Source organism: Streptococcus sp. 1621 (assembly GCF_013276615.1).
GTDB lineage: Bacteria > Bacillota > Bacilli > Lactobacillales > Streptococcaceae > Streptococcus.
This window is the reverse complement of sequence record NZ_VMLJ01000012.1, coordinates 12,819-35,098: the sequence shown is the minus strand read 5'-3', so window position 1 is coordinate 35,098 and position 22,280 is coordinate 12,819. Positions and strand designations below refer to the sequence as shown.

Genomic DNA, 22,280 nt, shown 5'->3' with positions numbered 1-22,280 from the left:
TAATTTTAAAATATTTCTTTTAAATGTCAATATATAAAAGGAAATATCTATATCTAGGTTAGAAATTGGTAAAATTAATATAATTAAGGCCTTTTCTCACGAATTTTCTTTCTAAAATCTTAGCTTAACACTTGTTAGATTTACTTTTATCCTTTAAAATAGAATAGGAGAAATTCCGTTATTATTTTTCGGAGGAAAAAGAAATGTCCATTAATTGGCAGGAAATTTTATTTCACTTTTTAGGTGGTCTGGGACTATTCTTATATAGTATCAAGACCATGGGAGACGGTTTGCAGCAAGCTGCTGGAGATCGCCTTCGTTTTTACATTGACAAGTATACTAGTAATCCTTTCTTTGGAGTTCTGGTTGGTATTGGGATGACTGCTCTAATTCAGTCTAGTTCTGGTGTAACAGTTATCACAGTCGGTCTGGTCAGTGCCGGTCTCCTAACCTTACGTCAGGCTATCGGGATTGTCATGGGGGCTAATATTGGGACAACAGTCACATCCTTTCTTATTGGGTTTAAACTAGGTGACTATGCCCTGCCTATGCTCTTTATCGGTGCTGTCTGCCTCTTCTTTACAAAAAATCGGACAGTCAATAATATCGGACGCATCCTCTTTGGTGTCGGTGGTATCTTTTTTGCCCTCAATCTCATGAGTGGCGCAATGGCTCCACTCAAAGATTTACAGGTCTTTAAAGACTATATGATTGAGCTAAGTAAGAATCCTGTTTTGGGTGTCTTTGTCGGTACCGGCTTGACCTTACTGATTCAAGCTTCCTCGGCTACCATCGGGATTTTACAAAACCTCTACGCCAGCAACCTCATTGACCTGCAAGGAGCTTTGCCAGTTCTATTTGGTGACAATATCGGGACAACCATTACAGCCATCATTGCCTCTTTAGGTGCTAATATTGCAGCTAAACGGGTAGCAGGTGCCCATGTCGCCTTTAACGTGATTGGTACGGTTATCTGTATTGTCTTCCTTGTACCTTTCACTGGCTTGATTCATTGGTTTGAATCTACGCTAAATCTAGCACCGGAAATGACCATCGCCTTTGCTCATGGAACCTTTAATATTACCAATACCATTGTCCAATTTCCATTTATCGGAGCTCTGGCTTACTTTGTAACCAAGATTATTCCTGGAGAGGACGAGATTGTCAAATACGAACCCTTATATCTTGATGAACATTTCATCAAACAAGCCCCATCTATCGCTCTCGGAAATGCTAAGAAAGAGCTCTTGCACTTAGGAAACTACGCTGCTAAAGCCTTTGACCTTTCCTATAAGTATATCATTGACTTGGATGAAAAAGTTGCTGAAAAAGGGCATAAAACCGAAGAAGCAATTAACACCATCGATGAGCAATTAACACGTTATCTCATTGCCCTTTCAAGCGAAGCTCTCAGTCAAAAAGAAAGCGAAGTACTCACCAATATCCTTGATTCCTCCCGTGATTTGGAACGGATTGGAGACCACGCGGAGGCTCTACTCAATCTGACTGACTATCTTCAACGGAAAAATGTTGAATTTTCTGATGCCGCCTTGAAAGAATTAGAGGAAGTTTACCGCCAAACTAGTGACTTTATCAAAGATGCTCTGGATAGTGTGGAAAACAATGATATTGAAAAAGCACGCAGTCTTGTAGAACGTCATGAAGCAATCAATAAGATAGAACGTGTTCTCAGAAAAACCCACATCAAACGCCTCAATAAAGGCGAATGTTCAACACAAGCTGGGGTAAACTTTATCGATATCATCTCACACTACACTCGTGTATCAGACCACGCTATGAACCTTGCTGAAAAGGTTTTTGCAGAACAAATCTAAAAACCAAGAAGCTATCCTGAATGGGATGGCTTTTTGCTTTTCCTAAGCAAGACTAGGCTGAATGAAACTGAGAGAGTATTCTGCAGATATAGTGGATTAAATTAAAAAAGTATAGTGTATTGAATCTATAACAGTACACCTTGACTGCTAAAATATTTCTAGAAATTGATTTGGCTTTCCGAATTAATTTGTTCAGATTTTATTTCACTTCAATATACTGATAAATCCATTCACTAGCACAGGGCAAGAGGGAGTCGCTATTGATTTCAACGGTAGCAGGTACATACAGAGGACTCCTAACTCAGATATACTGCAATATCATTGTATGCAAAAAACCTCTGAGATTCTTCTCAAAGGTTCTGATTTTGCTAATTGCTGTTCTCAACCGCTGCAGTAATAAAGGCAGTGTAGAGTTCTTCTGGACGATTTGGACGACTTGACAGTTCAGGGTGATACTGACACGCTACAAAGAATTTATTTTCAGGAATTTCCACGATTTCTACCAGACGATTGTCTGGAGACACTCCTGAAAAGACAAAGCCTGCTGCCTCAAACTGCTCACGGAATGCATTGTTAAACTCATAGCGGTGACGGTGACGGCGTTGCACCACTTCTTGATTGTGATATGCAGCTGCTGCCTTAGAGCCACGTTTCAACTTAGATGGATAAAGCCCCAAACGAAGGGTGCCCCCCATATCCTCAACATCAATCTGATCACGCATAATATCAATGATAGGGTATTTTGTTTCTGGTGCAAGCTCTGCAGAATTGGCACCTTCGAGACCTAAAACGTGACGAGCAAATTCGATACAAGTCAACTGCATTCCCAAGCAGACACCTAACATTGGAACATCATTTTCACGCGCATAGCGAATGGCTTGGATTTTCCCTTCCGTACCACGTTGACCAAAACCACCTGGTACAATGATTCCGTCCGCATCAGACAAAAGCTCTGCCACATTCTCTGCTGTCACATCATTGGCATTGATCCAATTGATTTTAACTTCTGCGTCGTTGGCATAACCAGAGTGTTTCAAGGCTTCAACCACAGAAATGTAGGCATCTTGCAATTCAACATACTTACCGACAAGGGAAATTTTAACTTGTTTCTTGAGGTTCATGACCTTGTCCACCATGGCTGACCATTCTGTCATATCTGCTACTGGTGCGTCTAATTTCAAATGGTCACAGACAATTTGGTCCATACCTTGCGCCTGCAAGTTCAATGGAATTTGGTAAAGGTGTTCGACATCCAACGATTCGATAACGGCTTCTGGTGCCACATCACAGAACTGGGCCAGTTTGTTTTTAATTCCTTGACCAGCTGGCTCTTCTGTACGAATAACCAACATATTTGGTTGGATTCCCAAACCGCGTAATTCCTTGACAGAGTGTTGGGTTGGTTTGGTCTTCATTTCACCAGCGGCCTTGAGGTAAGGAAGTAGGGTTGTATGGATGTACATAACATTATCCGCCCCCACATCTGCCTTCATCTGACGAAGGGCCTCTAGGAATGGCAAAGACTCGATATCTCCAACGGTTCCACCGACCTCTGTGATAATAACATCAGAGTCTGTCGTTACAGCTGCACGCTTGATTTTTTCTTTCAAAGCATCTGTGATATGAGGAATGACCTGAACAGTTGCCCCAAGGTATTCTCCACGGCGTTCTTTACGAAGAACTTCACTGTAAATTTTACCAGTTGTCACGTTGGAATATTTGTTGAGATTGATATCGATGAAACGTTCATAGTGACCCAAGTCCAAATCTGTCTCAGCCCCGTCATCTGTCACAAAAACTTCCCCGTGCTGGTAAGGACTCATAGTTCCCGGATCGATATTGATATAAGGGTCAAACTTTTGAATGGTTACTTTGAGACCACGATTTTTCAAGAGACGGCCCAGACTCGCTGCAACAATCCCTTTCCCAATAGACGATACCACACCACCAGTTACAAAAATATATTTCGTAGACATAGATTCCTCTTTCTAAAACGCTCAAGGTCTTGCTGACTACGAGGGGACATAGAAAACAAGACCCTACTAATAAGAATAATCTGGGACTACTGCACCAGATTCACAACTAATACTCTTCGAAAATCTCTTCAAACCGCGTCAACGTCGCCTTGCCGTAGATATGTGTTCCTGACTTTGTCAGTCTTATCTACAACCTCAAAACAGTGTTTTGAGCAGCCTACGGCTAGTTTCCTAGCTTGCTCTTTGATTTTCATTGAGTATAAAATACAAGAAGATAACTTCTTGAAAAAACAAAAATAGCTCCCTAAGAACTAGGGAGCCCCGACCTCTAAAAGAGGTGCCCAAACAATATGATACCTAAAAATAGGATAATTGTCAATAGCTAACTCTTATTCCTCGCTGGTTTCAGCGTCGTCATCTGAAAACTCGTCGTCGTCTTCGTTGAGATCCACATCTTCTCCCAAGTCATCTGGAGCGATTTCGTTGATTTCTGCATCATAAGCTTCCACTTCATTTTTTTCATCATCTGGATTTTCATCATCGTATGAAAGAGCTGGATCTGCTTCGTATGCATCTTCATCTTCTGGATCATCTGCATTGTAGTCAATGGCATCTGAATCACCATCCATGAAGGCATTGACACGTTTTTTCTTAGCTTTTGGTGCTACTTCATCGTCGTCATTTTCTTCAAGAGCGATGATTTCTTCGTCGATTTCGTCCACACCATACCATGAACGAAGACCCCATTTGTTGTCCCCAAGTGAGATGAAGCTACCGTCAAAGTTCAACTCTGTGTAGAACAAAGGCAAAGCTTCGCGGATATCGCTGTTTGATGTTCCAAGGTAGTTTTGAATTTCGTTTACAAGATCGCTAAAATGCATCTCATGATCGCGACCACGAAGTTCCAAGATAGCACGCGCTACCTCAATCATAGATAGTTCACTTTTTTCTTGCCCAGCAAATACTTCTAATTCCAAAGCGTTTCTCCTCATTTATACTACTATCGCCAGAGCGAACAGACTCTGACCTCATTTTATCATTTACTCTTTATTTTACGATAATTTTGCAGAATAGTCAAAGGTTAAGGGGGAGAAAGTGAAAGGATTAGACTAATTTCAGTACAAAACTCCTTCCTTTTTCTGTTGCTCCATTTTCCACAAATCCAAGCGACTTGAAACACCTCCTAGAAGCATGATTGTAGGTGTAGATTTCCTTGACTCTCAATTCTTTCCATCCTTTTACTCGAGCCAATTCAATCAAAGTACTTAGAATCTTTTTTCCAAGTCCTCGATGTTGGTAAGCGGAATTCCCAATCACAATGGGGAGATTATCCTGAGTTAGTGTAACATCCCCAATTGGAAACCATTCTCCCTTCTCCTTGACTTCAATCCAAAAAAGTTCACCATGCTGATCCAAATAGGAATACATGGCTTCCAAAGTTTCTTGACTGTAAGGAAGCTTCACCCCATCTACGAGGTAAACCAAGTCCACATTCTGATACCAAGTAAAAGCTTCCTCACAATGATTGACCTTACAATAAGGAACAAGACGTAGTGAATTATCTATTTGTAAAATCCGTTTCATCTGCTTTCCTTTTCAACAAAAGAGTTGCTGCTTGATTAAAACCATCACACCAGTTATATCATTTTGCTTCATACTCATCTTGAGCTAAGATATGATTTTTTAAATCCAGAACAGAGTAAATTTTTCTTTCTTCGCAGGCTTGCGCATAGAGATGATATAGTTCATCACCACCATCTCTATCCCACTCAGCAGAAATCGTATTCCTACCTGCCAATAAAGCCTGATAAGCCCTGTGATGCCCATCTGTAATCAACAAGCAATCTCCAAAGGCAAGAATACTGATTGGATCGACTTGGATTGTTTCAGCTGACTGGTAAAGCATCTGAATATCTTGCAACTTCTTCTCTAATAAGTATAGTTGAGTCGGATGAAGATCTGCTATATTGACTTTCATTTCTTTCTCCTCAAGGGAATTCGATACTCACTTCTGTTTGCCTTTAAATCGCCATTGGAAGCGGAGCTTGTCATAGAAGGGAAACTCGATAAACAGGACTCCCAAGCCCACACAGAGACTGCCAAGGACGTCTGATGGGTAATGAACTCCCAGATAGACTCTTGATACCAGCACACTGACTAGGTAGAGGTCAAGGACGATTTGTACGATTTTTCTCCAGACTGGATTTTTAATTCGTTGACTGAGAATGACAATCAGAGTACCTACCATCAAAGTTACAGCCAGAGAATGCCCACTTGGGAAGGAAAATCCCTTCTCTTCCACCAGATGTAAGATAGCTGGTCGTGGGCGCTGGTAGATATTTTTAAAGGTCACGATTAAAAGACCTGCCAAAGCCAGATTTCCCAGCATGAAGAAACTTTCTATCTTCCATCGCTTACGATAAAAGATAAAAGCTACCAGCATAACCCAAGTGATAATTACTGGGATATCAATCAGACGTGTAATGGCTCGGAAAAGAATAGTCAAGTAATCTGGCAAGTCTCCTCGAACAGCCGTCTGTATCGGTTGGTCAAAACCGACCAGCGTTTCAGGGTAAAATTTGACCATGTAGCCAAGAATAACGAAAAGTAAAAGGGCAAAACTGCCCTTCATTAAAAATGTTTGTTTATCTCTCATAATTTTTTAAGGTTGGTTTCAATAGAACATACAACAACCAGAATGAAACAGAAAAGATTACACCCTCAATCAAGTTAAAAGGCAACACCATAGTCATTAGGTAGTTGGAAAGTCCCAAAATTTTTCCAATATCAAAGTTAGCAAACTTAGCGTACAAAGGAACAGCATAAACATAGTTGAGAACCAACATAGCCGCGGTTAAACCAATAGTCCCAGCTAGAGAGCCTAGTAGGAAACGAAGGGTTGTCCGTTCCTTTTTCCAAATCAAAGCAAATACGATGACAAAAACTCCCAAAGCTACGATATTCATCGGCAAACCAATGTAAGTATTCACTCCTTGACTATTAAGAAGCAATTTCAAGAGTGAGCGAAGCAAGAGAATTCCTAGAGCAGCAGGCAAATCCATGACCACCAAGCCCACAAGGACTGGCAAGATACTAAATTCGATCTTGAGGAAGGACGCCGCTGGCAAGAGCGGAAAGTCAAAGTACATCAGCACAAATGAGATGGCTGATAAAATCGCAATGGTCGAAAGTCGACGTGTGTTTGTCATAACAGGTTCCTCCAATTTTCTATAAAATCAGAAGAAGTTAGAAAGGATTCCTCTATCTATTCTCACTTTTTATATCCCAAAAGTTCCCTCTCACTCTATCAAAGAAAACAAAAGCAAGCGGTTACAGTTTAGCTATAAATCTATCAGAACAGACAAAGCTATTCTTTCGTCTTCTCCCATCCAGACTATACTGTCGGTTGTGGAATCTCACCACATCAGCTTGCGCTCGCGGACTTCTTTAAAGAGAAGGAAATAGAGATTTTTCTTTTAGACTAGGCGACAAGCTGTAGGCATAACTTCTGGTTAGGCAAAGCTTGTCAACAAAGTATAAAAGGAAAAGATCATTTCCTAGTTAAAGTCACCGCCGGTCGGGAATCACACCCTGCCCTGAAGACTCTTTTATCATAACAAAAAACGCTTGCAAGCGCAAGCATTTTGTTCATTTTCATTTTCATTTTTTATTTCAATTTATCCACTTCATAGGTATGAACAAGCTCAAGACCTGCAAAGTTCTGCTGGCGAAGAGCCTCATAGACAATCATGCAGACGGTATTAGACACATTGAGACTGCGAACGTGTTCATCATTCATAGGAATACGAAGAGCTTTCTCAGGATGTTCGCGCATAAAATCCTCAGGCAAGCCCTTATCTTCACGTCCAAAGAGAAAATAGTAGTCCTCGTCAGTCGATAAATCCACCTCAGAATAGACTTTTTCCGCGAATTTCGAAATCAGATAGAGTTTTCCCTTCATCTGAGACATGAAATCCTCTAAACTCTCGTAAAAATAAATCTCTAGTTTATCCCAATAATCCAATCCAGCTCGCTTCATCTTGCGATCTTCGATAGGAAAGCCCATTGGCTTGATGATGTGGAGGGGAGAATTGGTCGCAGCGCAAGTACGCGCGATATTGCCTGTATTTTGTGGAATTTGAGGCTCAAATAATACAATGTGATTTGTCATGACTTGCTTCCTTTCACCATTGCAAAAAAATAGCCACACTGCCCGGAGTCAAGCTCAGCAAACAGCGTGGTTAAGGCATCGTTAACTTACCTCACAACAGGTTTGAAGTAAATCAGCGAAACTACTTTCTTAGTATAACACTTTCAGAATCATTGTCAATAGAAACGACTTGATTTTTTCAATTTTTTCAAGCTATTTCCAAGGGTTGTAAAATCGTCCCTGATTCTGCAAGATAAGTAGTAAACTAGCTACTAAAAACAAGGTTGCCAAGACCAAGGTAAGATAGTCTCCTTTTTTCAAGGCCTGATAACTATACCAAGTGCGTTTTTTCTCTTTCCCAAAGCGTCGAAGCTCCATGGCAGTCGCGATGGTATCAATGCGTTCTAGCGAACTGAAAATCAAGGGAGTAATAATGCGCAGATTGCCTTTGATTCGTTGCATAAGAGAAGCTTTCTTGGATAATTCCATCCCACGCGCTTCCTGAGACATCTTGATGGTAAAGAATTCTTCCTGTAAATCTGGAATATAGCGCAAGGTCAGGCTGACAGAATAGGCAATCTTATAGGGCACACCAATTTGATTTAAACTGGAAGCAAACTGACTAGGGTGGGTTGTCATCAAAAAGATAATAGCCAGAGGAATGGTGCAAAGGTACTTAATGGCCAAATTTAGCAGATAAAAGAGCTCCTGGCTGGTTAGAGTGTAGGCACCGATTCCCTGCCAAATCATACTCCTCTCTCCGTAAAGTCCAACCCCATACTCAGGAGAAAAGAGATAGACCATCAAAACGTTTAAAACGGCAAATACCGTCGCAAAAACTGCTACAAAGGAAACATCTTTAAAACGGATTTCTGACAAATAGAGGAGAAAGACCGAAAAAATAGCAATCAGAACAAGCAGTCTGGTATCATAGCTAATCATGGCAGCCAATGACACGAGAATGAAAAAGAGGAGTTTCCCAGCTCCTGACAAGCGATGAATAACAGTATCTCTATGCTGGTAACCGATTAATTTAGCTTGCATCCTTCTCTCCTTTCTTTATAAAATGCCGTTAAAGCAAGTGGATCCACGTCTAGTTTCTTGGCCAAGTTGAAGATTGAAGTTTCTTTTAGATTGGCTTTTACTAACAGCTCAGGATTGCTCAACAGACTAGCTGGATCAGTATCGGCAATCAATTCCCCATCAACCATGACGAGGGCCCGGTCTGAATAATCCAGCATCAATTGCATATCATGCGTAATCATGACAATGGTATGCCCTTTTTGATGCAGTTCTTCGAGAAATTCCATAATCTCAGTATAGTTCTTCTGGTCTTGACCAGCTGTCGGTTCATCTAGGAGGATAATTTCAGCTCCTAAAACCAAAATTGAAGCAATGGTGACACGTTTTTTCTGACCAAATGACAGGGCAGAAATAGGCCAATTACGGAATTCATAAAGACCACAGATTTTCAAGGTTTCATAGACTCTCGTTTCAATTTCCTGCTCGTCCACACCTCGCAAACGTAGTCCCAGAGCCACCTCATCAAAAATCATATTGGTTGAAATCATTTGATTAGGATTTTGCAGCACATAGCCTACTCGTTCCGCCCGCTCTGCAACAGAATCTCCTTTGATATCCTGTCCTTCCCAAAGATAGCGGCCTTCCGTCTGAATAAAGCTACTTAAGGCCTTGGCTAAAGTTGATTTCCCAGCCCCATTTTTCCCGACAATGGCAATCTTTTCACCCTTTTTAATATCTAAATGTAGGGATTTTAAAATCGGTCTATCATCATAAGAAAACGACACGTCCTCTAGTCTAAAGAGTGACTGCAATTCTGGGGTTTCTTTTACCAGTTCCGTCCGCAACTGAACCTGGCCTTTTGAGATAGACAAGTTGTCCAAATTTGCTAACTGTTCTTCCTTGACTAAATCCACACCCAATTGACGGAGAGTGGTTAGATAAAGGGGTTCGCGAATCCCATTTTGGGTCAACAAATCAGTCGCCAATAACTGATCAGGACTCCCATTAAAGAGGATACGGCCATCGTTTATCAAGACAATCCGATCCACAGGACGATGCAGAACATCCTCCAAACGATGCTCGATAATAAGAGTCGTCGTCCCCTCCTCCTTATGAATCTGATCAATCAATTCGATAATATCCTGACCTGACTTGGGATCCAGATTGGCTAGTGGCTCATCAAACAAGAGAATCGGACTTTCATCAATCAAGACACCAGCTAGACTGACCCGCTGCTTTTGTCCACCAGACAAATCCTGAGGACGCTGATTCAGCAAAGAAATAAGGTCCAGCTTTTCAGCCCATTTATGAACACGACTTTTCATTTCATCTAGAGCTGTCACATCATTTTCCAGAGCAAAAGCCAAATCCTCTGCTACGGACAAGCCGATAAACTGCCCATCTGTATCCTGTAAAACCGTGCTGACCAGATGAGATTTATCATAGATGCTCATATCAAAGGCTGCTTGCCCCTTGATTAAAAATTCTCCAGACGTTTGACCCTTGTAAATATTGGGAATAATCCCATTCAAACATTGACCCAAGGTAGACTTACCTGACCCGGATGGCCCAACAATTAAGACTTTCTCTCCCTTATAAATGGTCAAGTCCACCCCTTGCAAGGTTGGTTCTTGTTGCGTTTCATACTGGAAAGAGAAATCCTTCCACTCAATTATAGCTTCTTTCATCTTACTCTCTTCATTCGCTTCTTAGACTTCTATTTTATCATAAATTTACCCCTTCTTGCAGTCTCTTCTCTTAAAATCTTAGCGCCAAAAATATTCCTATCCTAGCTTACTTGCCTAACTAATCTATAAACATCGAAAAAGACTGGTTGCCCAGCCTTCTCCATCATTTTAGTCCTTTTTCAAACTTCCTGCACGAGTTTGAGTTCCTGCATAGGCAAGCAAGAGAAGAGTTCCTGCAATAGCTACAGATACACCATTAGCAATTCCCGCAACAATTCCTTGTGCAAATACTTTTTCTGCCGCTTCTTGATAAATCACAACATCTCCAAGTGGTGCCAAGACACCCCAAACAAGAGCATTTGCAAGTAGTTGAATAAGGTTAAAAATAAGAATATCTTTCCAGTCAAAGACACCATTGATCACGCGAACGTACTTTCTAAATAGCCCCACAGCTAGACCGAAGAGCCCGCTAGCAATAATCCAAGTCCACCACAGACCATAGCCAGCAAGAGAATCCTTGATTGCATGACCAATCAACCCGACAAGCAAACCGATAATCGGTCCAAAAATAATAGAAAGTAGCGCTTGTACCGCATACTGAAGCTGGATGCTTGTATTTGGAACAGGGGTCGGAATATTGATCATCCCGATGACGACAAAGAGGGCAGCGCCAATTCCGACAGCAACAACTTGTTTAATTGTAAATTTGATTTCCATACTATTTATTCTCCTATTTTATCCTTCTATTTTCTTTATTTCAATGGTCCAAGATGAACCGACACCCACATTATAGGCCTTGGCAAAGGAACCTTGGTTAATTGCCAGACCTAAACGATAGAGAGAGTTGATGTAAAGGATGGGTTGCCCAATTCTCACATCTGCAAATGATTTGCCATAAACAACCTGATTTTGATAGACCAGCATATCTGCATGATAGATAGTCACTTCAAAACGGTCACCGAATGCTGGTTCCAGCTTGTAAAATTCTTCTCGTGTGATAGAGGTCCAAAGCGAACCAAAACGCACATCCAGAATATCAATAGCTCCCTTCACCAGATGATCTTCTATGATGGTCTCTACGACTGGAAGCTCTACAATCTGATCCACACTGAGCTCTGGCCCCACTTCCTCAAAAGTAATGTGACCACTGGCCAGTTTAGCACCAGTATAGGCATAGACATCACGACCGTGGAAGGTATAAGAATGCTCTGTATTTTGACGTCTATTGGCCACTTCAGAAATTTCACGAATGGCTACAATGCCAACGTGTTTCTTAATAAAAGAAAGCGTCCCATTGTCTGGCGTGACAATGTATTGATTTTTTGCAGTCTTGGCAACCACACTCTTACGTTTCGAACCGACACCTGGATCGACCACCGATACAAATGTCGTTCCCTCAGGCCAGTAATCCACCGTCTGAAAGAGACGGTAACTCCCCTCAAAAATATTATAAGGCGTGATATCGTGCGTCAAATGATGAATTTTTAAGGTTGAAGATTCTTCTAAAGCCACTCCAATCATAGCCGATACCGCACCATCAACCAGACCAAAGTCTGATTGTAATACCAGTAAATTATTATTCATTTTATCTCCTTGTATATCCTTTATCATACCACATTTCAGAGAAAGGTGCTAATAGCTATTTCAATTGATTAGGGTATAGTTTTACCTTATAGCAAATTTCCTACTAAAAACTCTGGTTATTAGCTAGTAGGTGCATTTTTTCTTGAAAAAAGGTATGATAGTTACATAATGAAGAAGTAGGTTTTATTATGAAAATTATCCTTGTCGGAGGGGGAAAAGTTGGTTCTGCCCTCTGTCGCTCCTTGGTTGCAGAAAAGCATGATGTTTTGCTGATTGAGCAAGACGAAGCTGTCCTCAATCATATTGTCAATCGCTTTGATATCATGGGTATCCTTGGTAACGGGGCCGATTTTACCATCCTTGAGCAAGCCAGTGTCCAGGATTGTGATATCTTTATCGCCCTGACTGAATACGATGAAGTCAACATGATTGCAGCCGTTTTAGCCAAAAAAATGGGAGCTAAAGAGACCATCGTTCGGGTGCGGAACCCTGAATATTCTAACTCTTATTTCAAGGAAAAGAATATTCTCGGTTTTTCTCTTATCGTTAACCCTGAGCTCTTGGCTGCCCGCGCTATCGCCAACATCATTGACTTTCCCAACGCTCTATCTGTCGAACGCTTTGCTGGTGGACGCGTTAGCCTCATGGAATTTGTCGTCAAATCCACTAGCGGTCTTTGCCAAATGCCCATTTCTGATTTTCGGAAAAAATTTGGCAACGTCATTGTCTGCGCCATAGAGAGGGATCATCAAATTATCATCCCAAGTGGTGATATGACCATACATGATAAAGATAGAATCTTTGTCACTGGTAACCGTGTTGATATGATGCTCTTCCATAATTATTTCAAATCTCGTGCTGTGAAGAGCCTTCTCATCGTTGGAGCAGGTAGAATTGCCTATTATCTACTAGGTATTCTCAAAGACAGTCGTATCGATACCAAAGTCATCGAGATTAACTCTGAAAGGGCACGTTTCTTTAGTGAGAAATTCCCTAATCTCTACATCGTTCAAGGAGATGGTACCGCAAAAGATATTCTGCTAGAAGAAAGTGCTCAAAACTATGATGCCGTTGCGACTCTAACAGGAGTCGATGAGGAAAATCTGATTACTTCGATGTTCCTTGACAGGGTAGGTGTACAGAAAAATATTACCAAGGTCAATCGTACCAGTCTCCTCGAAATTATCAATGCGCCTGATTTTTCAAGTATCATCACACCTAAAAGCATCGCTGTAGATACGATTATGCACTTTATTCGTGGTCGTGTTAATGCCCAGTATTCAGACCTTCAAGCCATGCACCATCTAGCCAATGGCCAAATCGAAACCCTGCAATTCCATATCAAGGAAGCCAATAAAATGACTGCCAAACCTCTTTCTCAACTGAAATTGAAAAAAGGGGTTCTTATTGCGGCCATCATTCGAAAGGGCAAGACTATTTTCCCAACTGGGGAGGATATGTTGGAAGTTGGAGACAAGCTCCTAGTAACAACTTTGTTGCCAAACATCACTAAGATTTATGACTTGATCGCGAGGTAAGAAATGAATAAAAGTATGATTCGTTACCTCCTTTCAAAGTTACTTTTGATTGAAGCTGTTCTCCTCTTGGTTCCTGTGTCTGTCGCTGTCTATTACCGTGAATCGAGCCAAGTCTTTACAGCCCTCTTTTCGACCATTGGGATTCTCGTATTACTAGGCGGTTCAGGAATTTTACAAAAGCCAAAAAATCAACGGATTTATGCCAAGGAGGGAGTCTTAATTGTGGCCCTCTGTTGGATCCTTTGGTCTTTCTTTGGCGGTCTCCCCTTTGTCTTTGCTAGACAAATTCCCAGTGTTATAGATGCCTTTTTTGAGATCAGTTCTGGCTTTACAACTACCGGAGCAACTATTCTGAACGACGTTTCGGTCCTCAGTCGTTCCCTCCTCTTCTGGCGAAGTTTTACCCACTTGATTGGAGGGATGGGAGTGCTTGTTTTTGCACTTGCTATTATGGACAATGCCAAAAATAGCCACCTAGAAGTGATGAAGGCTGAGGTTCCTGGTCCCGTCTTCGGTAAGGTTGTATCCAAACTCAAAAATACTGCCCAGATTCTCTATCTCCTTTATCTAGCTCTCTTCTCCCTCTTTGTCATCATCTATTATCTAGCTGGTATGCCCCTATTTGATAGTTTTGTCATTGCCATGGGAACAGCAGGTACAGGAGGATTTACCGTCTATAACGACGGAATTGCTCACTATGGCAGCTCATTGATTACCTATCTGGTTAGTATCGGAGTTCTGGTGTTTGGGGTGAATTTCAACCTCTACTACTACCTCATGCTCCGTCGCGTCAAAGCCTTCTTTGGTGACGAGGAACTTCGTGCTTACTTGGTCATTGTACTGCTTTCTACAGGATTGATTAGCCTCAATACCCTCTATCTCTACCCAGGATTTTCAAAAAGCTTTGAAATGGCCTTCTTCCAGGTTTCCAACATCATTACAACAACTGGTTTTGGATACGGAGATATTACCAACTGGCCCCTCTTCTCCCAGTTTATCCTCCTCTTCCTCATGGTAATCGGTGGCTCTGCTGGATCAACTGCAGGTGGACTCAAGATTATTCGAGGCCTCATCCTTTCAAAAATTGCCAAAAACCAAATTTTGTCAATCCTATCGCCCCACCGTGTTTTGACCCTCCATGTTAATAAAACGGTGATTGACAAAGATACCCAGCATAAGATTCTCAAGTACTTTGTCATCTATTCTATGATTTTGCTAGCGCTTATCTTCATTGTCAGCCTAGATAGCAATGATTTTCTGGTTGTGACCAGCGCTGTCTTTAGCTGTTTCAATAATATCGGACCTATCCTAGGAACCACTTCTAGTTTCTCAATCTTTAGCCCTATCTCAAAAATCCTCCTCTCCTTTGCAATGATTGCAGGGCGCTTGGAGATTTATCCTATCTTACTTCTCTTTATGAAGAGAACTTGGTCTAAGAGATAAAATACAAAATCCCTCTTTTTACAATTGTGAAAGAGGGATTTTTATATTAAAAAGGGGGAACGTTTTTAAATCCAAGCCTGTCTGTAAGCAAAGTCCTTACTCAAATAAAAGATGGAAAAACTTACTACACAGCTTGGTAATGCTCCAATACAAATTGTAAGGCTTTACTTGGATTCTTTGTTAAATGAATATATTCCATTCCTCTGGTAGCAACTATCTGAATACCTAATCTTTCTGCATCCACCTTCATCTCTCTATAATAACTCCGAACTTGTGGAGCCAGAATGATCAAATCATAAACACCCATAATATCATAGTGAGCTCCGTACGCTCCTGAATTCGCAATCACTCTAACTTCTGCTAATTGAGCGCCCTCGTTAATTGCATTGGCTAATTGCGCACTTGTTCCAGATCCTGCACAAAGAACCAGTACTTTCAACTCCTTACTTTTTATTTCATCTAACTCACCAGGCATTATTTCACTTGTATCCTCCTCTAAAATAATATCATTTGAACTTGCAACATCTTCTTTCATCAGTAACTGTCTATCATACGCTCTACAGAATGGCAAATAAATCAATATGTCGACAACTAAAATCAAAAATAAAAATACAAAGGAGATAGGTTGAAAATTCGTTCCAATTAACAATCCCAAGGGTCCAGGAAAGGCCCAAGGTAACTGGATATAAAATCCATTCATTCCAAAGAAATCAATAAAGACCTTTCCTAGAAATACATTCACTGGTGGAGTCATCAAAAAAGGGACAAAAAGATAGGGATTCAAAATAACAGGCATACCAAATAGAAGAGGTTCATTTACCGCAAATAAAACAGGAGTAATTGTAGCTTTACCTACCGATTTTAATTGTTTAGACCGCATAAAGAAAATCAAAATAAATGGTACAACAAAGGTAGCCCCCGTTCCTCCGATAGCAGCGATATAATTCCCGAAATTAGGTGTTAAAGAATGATAAGGGAACTGCCCATTTGCAAGGAGTTGAGCATTCTCTTCCATATTGCTTAGTTGTAAAGCTGTAACAGCAGGTAAGACAATAGATGGTCCATGAATTCCAACAAACCAAAGCAAAGCACACATAAACCAAATCAACATCATAGCAGGATATGATTCTGCTCCCTTAAAAATAGGGGTCAATAGTTGTTGAAATACTTGGGCAAAAGGAACATCTAAACTAAACCGAGATACAATATCTAACAAACCACTAATAAGTAAAATAAAAGAAAAAGGAAAAATATCTCTAAAAGCTTGTGATATAGCCCCAGGAACTTCCTTAGGTAAATAAATAGTAATGTCTCGCTTAATACAGAATCGGTAAACATTTACAGTAATAAAGGCACTGACAAACGAAGTTATCAATCCTTGAGATCCTAAATAGTTTGTCGACAAACTTGTAGATCCCGTCTTCTCATCAACTACAAGCGTTACAGTTAATACCAGATAACTACATATGGCCGCCAACATTGCAGAAGTATCATTTATTACCTTTCCAGGAGGCATTTTTCTATTAACATTTCCAGCCAATGACTTTGCAACTGTCCCTGAAACAATAACACCCAAAACTCCCATGGTTAGCATATATACTTTCCTCATCCAGGCAATAGCTGGACTCGGTAACTCTACTCCGAAATTTTTAGGAATCATAATAATAATCATCAAAAAGCTTGAAAACATAATTAAAGGCATAGTAGCAATGAATCCATCTTTAATAGCCATCATATAATTATTAGTAGAAATTTTTTCAAATTTCCCTTGTTGTTTTTCAATGGCAGCGACTAGCTTATCCATAAAACTCCTCCTATAAAAAATTCAACCTCATATTTAAAACATATTAAACATCATTCAAATCGCTAACCTTAATTCCGTTTTAGCCCTTTTACCCAAAGAGCACTTTTCTTAATATATCTCTTCTGTGTTTCATAATCAACAAAGAAAAGACCATATCGCTTATTGTAGCCATTCGCCCAAGAAAATTGATCTTGCAAAGACCATATAAAATAGCCTTGAATATTGACTCCCCTATTTCGAGCCTCTAAAACTTTGTGTAAATGTTGCTCAATATAACGGATTCTCTTACTGTCATCAATAATATCATTCTCGCCCTCTGGCTTAACCTCTTTAAGGGCTGTACCATTTTCAGTTAAATAAATGACCGGATGTTGAGGATATTCTTCTTTGATACGAAGCAACATATCAAATAACCCTTGAGGATAAATATTCCAATCCCAATCTGTTGTCGGAATACCAGGCTTTTTTACAAATTCACCTAGAGCATTTAATTTAAAAGAAGACTGTCCTTTTATTCCTGTTGAATTAAATTCTTGTCTATTTTTACCTTCGTATTCACGAATAAATTCTGAACGATAATAATTCATCCCAAACATCGTATTAAGAGGTGCAGCTCTTTTCATAATTTCTAAATCACCATCTTCAATAATAAAGCTAGAATTATTAGCTTCCAATATTTGATTCAAGTGGAAAAGCGTGTCATCACTGTAGTACCCCAAAAAAGTTCCATCTAATAGAAACTTATTATTATAAACATCATACCGTTTAGCTGCTAAAATATTTTCTTTTTTCCCATCAATAGAATAGCCTGGTTTTAAAGCATGAATACAACCTATCTCTCCCTCAATTCCTAATTGATGAAATTCGAGGACTGCACGAGCATGCGCCAACAACATATTATGATTCGCTTGAATTGCTTCAGATAATTGAAAATGGTGATTTGGAGGAAACTGACCTCCTATATATTGACCTGCAGCAAGAGACATCAGTTCATTGATTGTAAACCAATGTTTGATTTCTGTAAATTCTTGAAAACAAAAGCGAGCATATCGTATGAAACGATCAATATTCCCTCTATTCAACCAATCCCCTGTTTCTAACATTTTCTGAGGCGAATCAAAATGATGTAAAGAAACAAACGGAATCACATTATGTTTTAAGCAGGACTGAAATACTCTATGGTAATACTGAACAGCCAATATATTAGGCTCCCCATCTATATCAGGAAATATGCGAACCCAAGAAATAGATAAGCGCAAAGCCTGTAAACCATGTTCTGCCGCCAAGGCTATATCTTCTTCGTAACGATGATAAAAATCACTAGCTGGATCTGGTAAGAACGGACTATTTTCTTGCAAATAAACATCCCACATATTTATTCCTTTGCCATCTACCCTAGTTGCACCCTCTACTTGGTAAGCAGCGGTGGCTGCTCCTAATAAAAACTCTTTTGGTAGGGCATTAACCTGTAAATTTTCCATAACCGATCCTCATTGCAAGCCAATGTGTTCTTCAATCTTTCGAATTCGTTCATATTCATCAATAAAAAACTTGACCTGATCATACAATAGCATCGTTGTCATCAAGGTATCTTGACCATGAATCATGATAAAACTCACTTCAAAATTATCTCCAGATGCCTCCTCCGCTAATAAATTAGTCTGTTCTCGATGGGCAGACACTATTGAGTCGTTTGCAGACTCAACCAATTCTCTTGCCTGTTCAAAATATCCATCTCTCGCAAACGCCAAAGCATCCATCAAATCTGACCTTGCATCTCCTGCGTAAGCGACAATTGTAAAACCAAGCATATTTATTTCTTCTTTTGATTTCATCTTTCTTCCTCCTCAATCTTGATCCATCTTTTACACATCATTATTAAAATGACTTCGCTACGATACAAATAGAAAGTTGACCCTAAATATCTTAAAAATCCTTAAATTTCATAATATTTAGGATCAATCTTCTCTGAATACCTTAGTTCATTTTCTATACTTATGATTTATAAGTGGAAACCAGCGTAATTTTTTGCTACTTCAATTACACGATAAACATCCAAATTAGATTGGAATAGTAATTCGTGCCCACGGATATAATTCAACACATTTCTCCATTCATCTTGAGCTTGCCTTGTTTTTCCAGTTGCTTGAAGATATAAAGCCTTCGCCATCTTAACAACATATTCACGATGATAACTGAGCTGTTTCCATTCATCCTTTTGACTATTTAATAACTTAGAAATATTTTCCTCAATAATTGGTAAAAAATTATCAGCTAGATTGTAAGCTATATAATAATGATTCGCTAAAACATCATTTTGACGGCTGCCAATTGCATTAAAATAATCACATGAGGAATAACTAGATAATTTTTCTAAATATTCAACAACAGACTGCCAATTTGACCCATACAAAGCAGAAAAGTATTCTTCAATCAATTCTTCATAACTTCTTGTCTTCTTCCAGAGCATTTGCCCCATAACATAATTAGGAAAATTATGAGGGAATCCGGCACGTAATTCTTGACACGAAATGTACCCGTTCAAATGTAGGTTTGAAAGATAAGATACATCTTTGTAAATAGTTTGACTAATTTTCATATAGCCTAAATCGCCATAATGAGCACGCCCTAAAGGATAGTCATATACGAAACTATCTCCTTTAAATGTTTTTTGCCACTCAAAAAGATAAGATAAATTTTCCTCAAGAGAATTCGGAAGTATAATTTTATTACGCAGATAAGGTTTAGGCGTAGGTATGGAATTGTCAAAATATACATCTGCATAACTCATTTCAAATGTTCTTGTAATCGGTGCAAACATCATGGTAAAGCGTTCAGGATTATCTAATTTTTCTTTCTGAGGTGCCCATAACAACTCATGGTAAAGCAGAAAACAAATCTTTGTATCTAATCCCTCACTCGTTAAAGCCCTATCCAATTGATTGAGAATACGAATATACTGATCCGAAACCAATTCTTGTCTACAGTTTTCGCATTCACAAATATTATTACGAGCATCCGACAACCATACATGTAAGTAGTTCACATCAGGTCTTTTCTTGGCATAATCCTTGATAATTTCTACCATCTTATCAGCTACATCTGGATTTGAAAAATCCAGGCTGGTTAAAATCGGAGCCGTATTAAACAATTCTCGTTTCCCGTTTATTTCAGCGACATAGGGTTTCTTCTCCTCTGAAATACTAAGACCTGATTCCCAGCCAAATTTTGAAGAGTAACCTAAAACTTCACCTGTCCATCCATGACCAACACGATGATGAATAAGACCTCTTTTTTGCAATTCTTTATCCAACCTATCACTCAATTCTTGTACTAATTCATTTGAAAATTGTTCTTTATTTAGATATGGATTAAACTCATGTTCATACCAACGTTTCAAAAAAGAGTAAGGATTTTCAAACTGGATGAAAAAACTGTTCATCCCAATCTTAGGTAGCCAATCAATGAAATCTAGTATATTTTCAAATGAATCCGCTCCCTCTATACATACTCCCCTATGATAGTAACTGGCTGTTTCATCTATAGATAGCTCTTTATCTAAAAAATCTTCAAATCGTAGCTCTGGAACAAAGTCATGTCCGCGCCCTGGTCTAGTATACACAACCCCAAATTCATGAAACATTCGGTAAATTCCAATAAGTAAACCTACAATTGTATTGGACTCAATTCTCCCCTTACCCTTATTTAATGAGATGAAAATATGGTCTTTTCCATCCTCTTTATTGACTAATCCTACAAAAATATCCGCTTCCTTCTCCTCGACAAGTTCTATGTCAGTCTTAAAGACCCGATTCATATAGTAACTTAATTCCTCTAAGGCAAAGCTAGAATAAGTATTTTTCTGTTGATCAAATACTCTGATAACCATCTTATTTCCCTCCAACAGTAGCTTTTTCTTTTTCAAGATTGCGTTTATCTGCAATTTTGAAGAATGGATAATAAATTGCCACAGAAACCAAAATCAAAACAACTTGTAATAGAGCTCCTCGCCAACTAGCCCCTGTCGCAAGGAATCCTCCTATGATCGGTGGCATTGTCCACGGAAGGATTACACCTGTTGTATAAGGTACTAATCCTACAGCCATTGATACATAGGTAATTAAGGCATTGATTGTAGGAGTAGCAATAAACGGAATCAGCATAATCGGATTTAAAACCGTTGGAAACGTAAATAGAATAGCTGTATTGATATTAAAGATAGACGGTATAATAGCTAGCTTACCTAATGTTTTATTCGCACGACTCTTACTAAATAGGAAGAGACAAATTGCAAGACCAATAGTCGCTCCACCGCCACCAATAAATACAAATAAATCTTTAAACGGTAATGTAATAATGTGTTGTAGGGTTTGTCCTGCAGCCACAGCTTCTTGGTTTTCTGTAGTAAATTGTAACCAAACTGGGTCTACAAAAGCATTTAAAACTTGTCCCCCATTAACTCCACAGAACCAAAAGAATGAGTTTACAATAACACATAGAATCATACCTGGAAGCGTTCCTGCAATTAACTTAAGCGGTGTTCCAACAATTGCACCTAAAAGTCCGTTGAGACCTCCTGCAACTCCTGCCGCTTCAAGACCTTTTAAGACCAGAGCCCACAAAACAAAAGTAGTAAAACCAGGTAAAAGAGCTGAAAATGATTTACTTACTACATCTGGGACACCACTTGGCATTTTTATCGTAATTCCGCGCTGGATAAACATACGATAAATCTCCGCTGTAACCAATCCAATAGTAATCGCCATAAACAACGAAGATGCATTCAGGCTAGAAAATGGTATTGCGCCGCCAAATAACTGCTTGACCTGCTCCCCATTTTTATCATAAACCATACTTGAAAAACGAGGTGCCATCAATACAAAACTAGATAAGGCTATAATCCCTGCAGACGGACCATCTGTACCATATCCTTCCGACAACCTGTAGGCAATACCGAAACAAGCGACCAAGGAAATAATCGCTACTGTTGACTGATTCATAGTTGTCAAGATACTTAGCAATCCAACACTATTCAGCCAATTTGTAAAAGCCTCTTGAGGCCAACTGATTAGAATAAGAAATAAAGAGCCGACTAAAATCAAAGGCATTGCCATCATAAATCCTTCACGAATAGCTTTCAAATGCCGTTGGTTGCCAACTTTTTCACCAAACGGAGCGACTTTCGTTTCTAAAAACGTTAAAATATTGTTCATCACCAGAACTCCTTTTTTTATTTTTT

Annotated in this window: 18 protein-coding genes, 1 pseudogene and 1 riboswitch; of the genes and pseudogenes, 3 read left to right on the top strand and 16 right to left on the bottom strand. The window is 39.5% G+C overall.

The genetic code is table 11. From position 1 onward, the window contains the following. Nucleotides 1-203 precede the first annotated feature (203 nt). Entirely contained in the window at nt 204-1,835 is a 1,632-nt protein-coding gene (locus HT697_RS02995) for a Na/Pi cotransporter family protein (protein WP_112444448.1), read from the top strand. Between the two features lie 368 nt (nt 1,836-2,203). Here HT697_RS02995 and HT697_RS02990 read toward each other — a convergent pair whose 3' ends face one another. The 11 genes and pseudogenes from HT697_RS02990 to HT697_RS02940 all read right to left on the bottom strand — a co-directional run bounded on the left by HT697_RS02990 (nt 2,204) and on the right by HT697_RS02940 (nt 12,256). Continuing rightward, nucleotides 2,204-3,811 carry a CTP synthase gene (locus tag HT697_RS02990; protein WP_173262067.1) on the bottom strand — a complete coding sequence of 536 codons (1,608 nt, stop codon included), beginning with the start codon at nt 3,809-3,811 and terminating at the stop codon, nt 2,204-2,206. A gap of 389 nt (nt 3,812-4,200) precedes the next feature. After that, complete coding sequence (gene rpoE / locus HT697_RS02985) at nt 4,201-4,788, bottom strand: DNA-directed RNA polymerase subunit delta (RefSeq protein WP_000418402.1); 588 nt, start codon at nt 4,786-4,788, stop codon at nt 4,201-4,203. Between the two features lie 127 nt (nt 4,789-4,915). Further along, complete coding sequence (locus HT697_RS02980) at nt 4,916-5,395, bottom strand: GNAT family N-acetyltransferase (protein WP_173262064.1); 480 nt, start codon at nt 5,393-5,395, stop codon at nt 4,916-4,918. Nucleotides 5,396-5,456: 61 nt separating this feature from the next. Next, nucleotides 5,457-5,789 (bottom strand): annotated as a pseudogene (locus HT697_RS02975) (chromosome partitioning protein ParB); the annotation flags it as partial. A gap of 27 nt (nt 5,790-5,816) precedes the next feature. Then, nucleotides 5,817-6,467: a phosphatase PAP2 family protein gene (locus HT697_RS02970; protein ID WP_173262058.1), complete on the bottom strand. Its 651-nt coding sequence runs from the start codon at nt 6,465-6,467 to the stop codon at nt 5,817-5,819. Beyond that, nucleotides 6,457-7,020 (bottom strand): ECF transporter S component, encoded by a 564-nt coding sequence (locus HT697_RS02965; protein WP_173262056.1) that lies wholly within the window; start codon nt 7,018-7,020, stop codon nt 6,457-6,459. The genes HT697_RS02970 and HT697_RS02965 overlap by 11 nt, the downstream gene beginning before the upstream one ends. 164 nt (nt 7,021-7,184) lie before the next feature. Beyond that, nucleotides 7,185-7,419: riboswitch (FMN riboswitch) on the bottom strand. A 59-nt stretch (nt 7,420-7,478) separates the two neighbouring features. Continuing rightward, a complete protein-coding gene (locus tag HT697_RS02960) occupies nt 7,479-7,982 on the bottom strand; it encodes a tRNA (cytidine(34)-2'-O)-methyltransferase (RefSeq protein ID WP_173262053.1) in 504 nt (167 codons plus the stop codon). Between the two features lie 192 nt (nt 7,983-8,174). Further along, nucleotides 8,175-9,005, bottom strand: a complete 831-nt coding sequence (locus tag HT697_RS02955) for an energy-coupling factor transporter transmembrane component T (RefSeq protein WP_173262050.1) — start codon at nt 9,003-9,005, stop codon at nt 8,175-8,177. Next, the gene (locus HT697_RS02950) at nt 8,990-10,672 is read right to left on the bottom strand and encodes an ABC transporter ATP-binding protein (protein ID WP_173262047.1); all 1,683 of its coding nucleotides are present in this window, start codon (nt 10,670-10,672) and stop codon (nt 8,990-8,992) included. Before HT697_RS02950 ends, HT697_RS02955 begins: the two co-directional genes overlap by 16 nt. 168 nt (nt 10,673-10,840) lie before the next feature. Then, nucleotides 10,841-11,389: an ECF-type riboflavin transporter substrate-binding protein gene (locus HT697_RS02945; RefSeq protein WP_000403160.1), complete on the bottom strand. Its 549-nt coding sequence runs from the start codon at nt 11,387-11,389 to the stop codon at nt 10,841-10,843. Nucleotides 11,390-11,407: 18 nt separating this feature from the next. Next, nucleotides 11,408-12,256: an S-adenosyl-l-methionine hydroxide adenosyltransferase family protein gene (locus HT697_RS02940; RefSeq protein WP_084930406.1), complete on the bottom strand. Its 849-nt coding sequence runs from the start codon at nt 12,254-12,256 to the stop codon at nt 11,408-11,410. 188 nt (nt 12,257-12,444) lie between these two features. Between HT697_RS02940 and trkA the strand changes: the two genes are divergently transcribed. Beyond that, nucleotides 12,445-13,794 (top strand): Trk system potassium transporter TrkA, encoded by a 1,350-nt coding sequence (gene trkA, locus HT697_RS02935; RefSeq protein WP_173217904.1) that lies wholly within the window; start codon nt 12,445-12,447, stop codon nt 13,792-13,794. A gap of 3 nt (nt 13,795-13,797) precedes the next feature. Next, complete coding sequence (locus HT697_RS02930) at nt 13,798-15,237, top strand: TrkH family potassium uptake protein (RefSeq protein WP_173217906.1); 1,440 nt, start codon at nt 13,798-13,800, stop codon at nt 15,235-15,237. A gap of 124 nt (nt 15,238-15,361) precedes the next feature. On the opposite strand, the gene HT697_RS02925 is transcribed toward HT697_RS02930, so the two are convergent. The 5 genes from HT697_RS02925 to HT697_RS02905 form a co-directional block, all read right to left on the bottom strand. Further along, nucleotides 15,362-17,041 carry a PTS transporter subunit EIIC gene (locus HT697_RS02925; protein ID WP_173217907.1) on the bottom strand — a complete coding sequence of 560 codons (1,680 nt, stop codon included), beginning with the start codon at nt 17,039-17,041 and terminating at the stop codon, nt 15,362-15,364. Between the two features lie 68 nt (nt 17,042-17,109). Next, nucleotides 17,110-18,522 carry a 6-phospho-beta-galactosidase gene (lacG, locus tag HT697_RS02920; RefSeq protein WP_173217909.1) on the bottom strand — a complete coding sequence of 471 codons (1,413 nt, stop codon included), beginning with the start codon at nt 18,520-18,522 and terminating at the stop codon, nt 17,110-17,112. A 9-nt stretch (nt 18,523-18,531) separates the two neighbouring features. Then, a complete protein-coding gene (locus tag HT697_RS02915; protein ID WP_000836780.1) occupies nt 18,532-18,876 on the bottom strand; it encodes a PTS lactose/cellobiose transporter subunit IIA in 345 nt (114 codons plus the stop codon). A gap of 167 nt (nt 18,877-19,043) precedes the next feature. After that, entirely contained in the window at nt 19,044-20,930 is a 1,887-nt protein-coding gene (locus HT697_RS02910; RefSeq protein ID WP_173217911.1) for a DUF4838 domain-containing protein, read from the bottom strand. A gap of 1 nt (nt 20,931) precedes the next feature. Continuing rightward, nucleotides 20,932-22,254 carry a PTS sugar transporter subunit IIC gene (locus tag HT697_RS02905; RefSeq protein WP_050090535.1) on the bottom strand — a complete coding sequence of 441 codons (1,323 nt, stop codon included), beginning with the start codon at nt 22,252-22,254 and terminating at the stop codon, nt 20,932-20,934. Between the last annotated feature and the right edge of the window lie 26 nt (nt 22,255-22,280).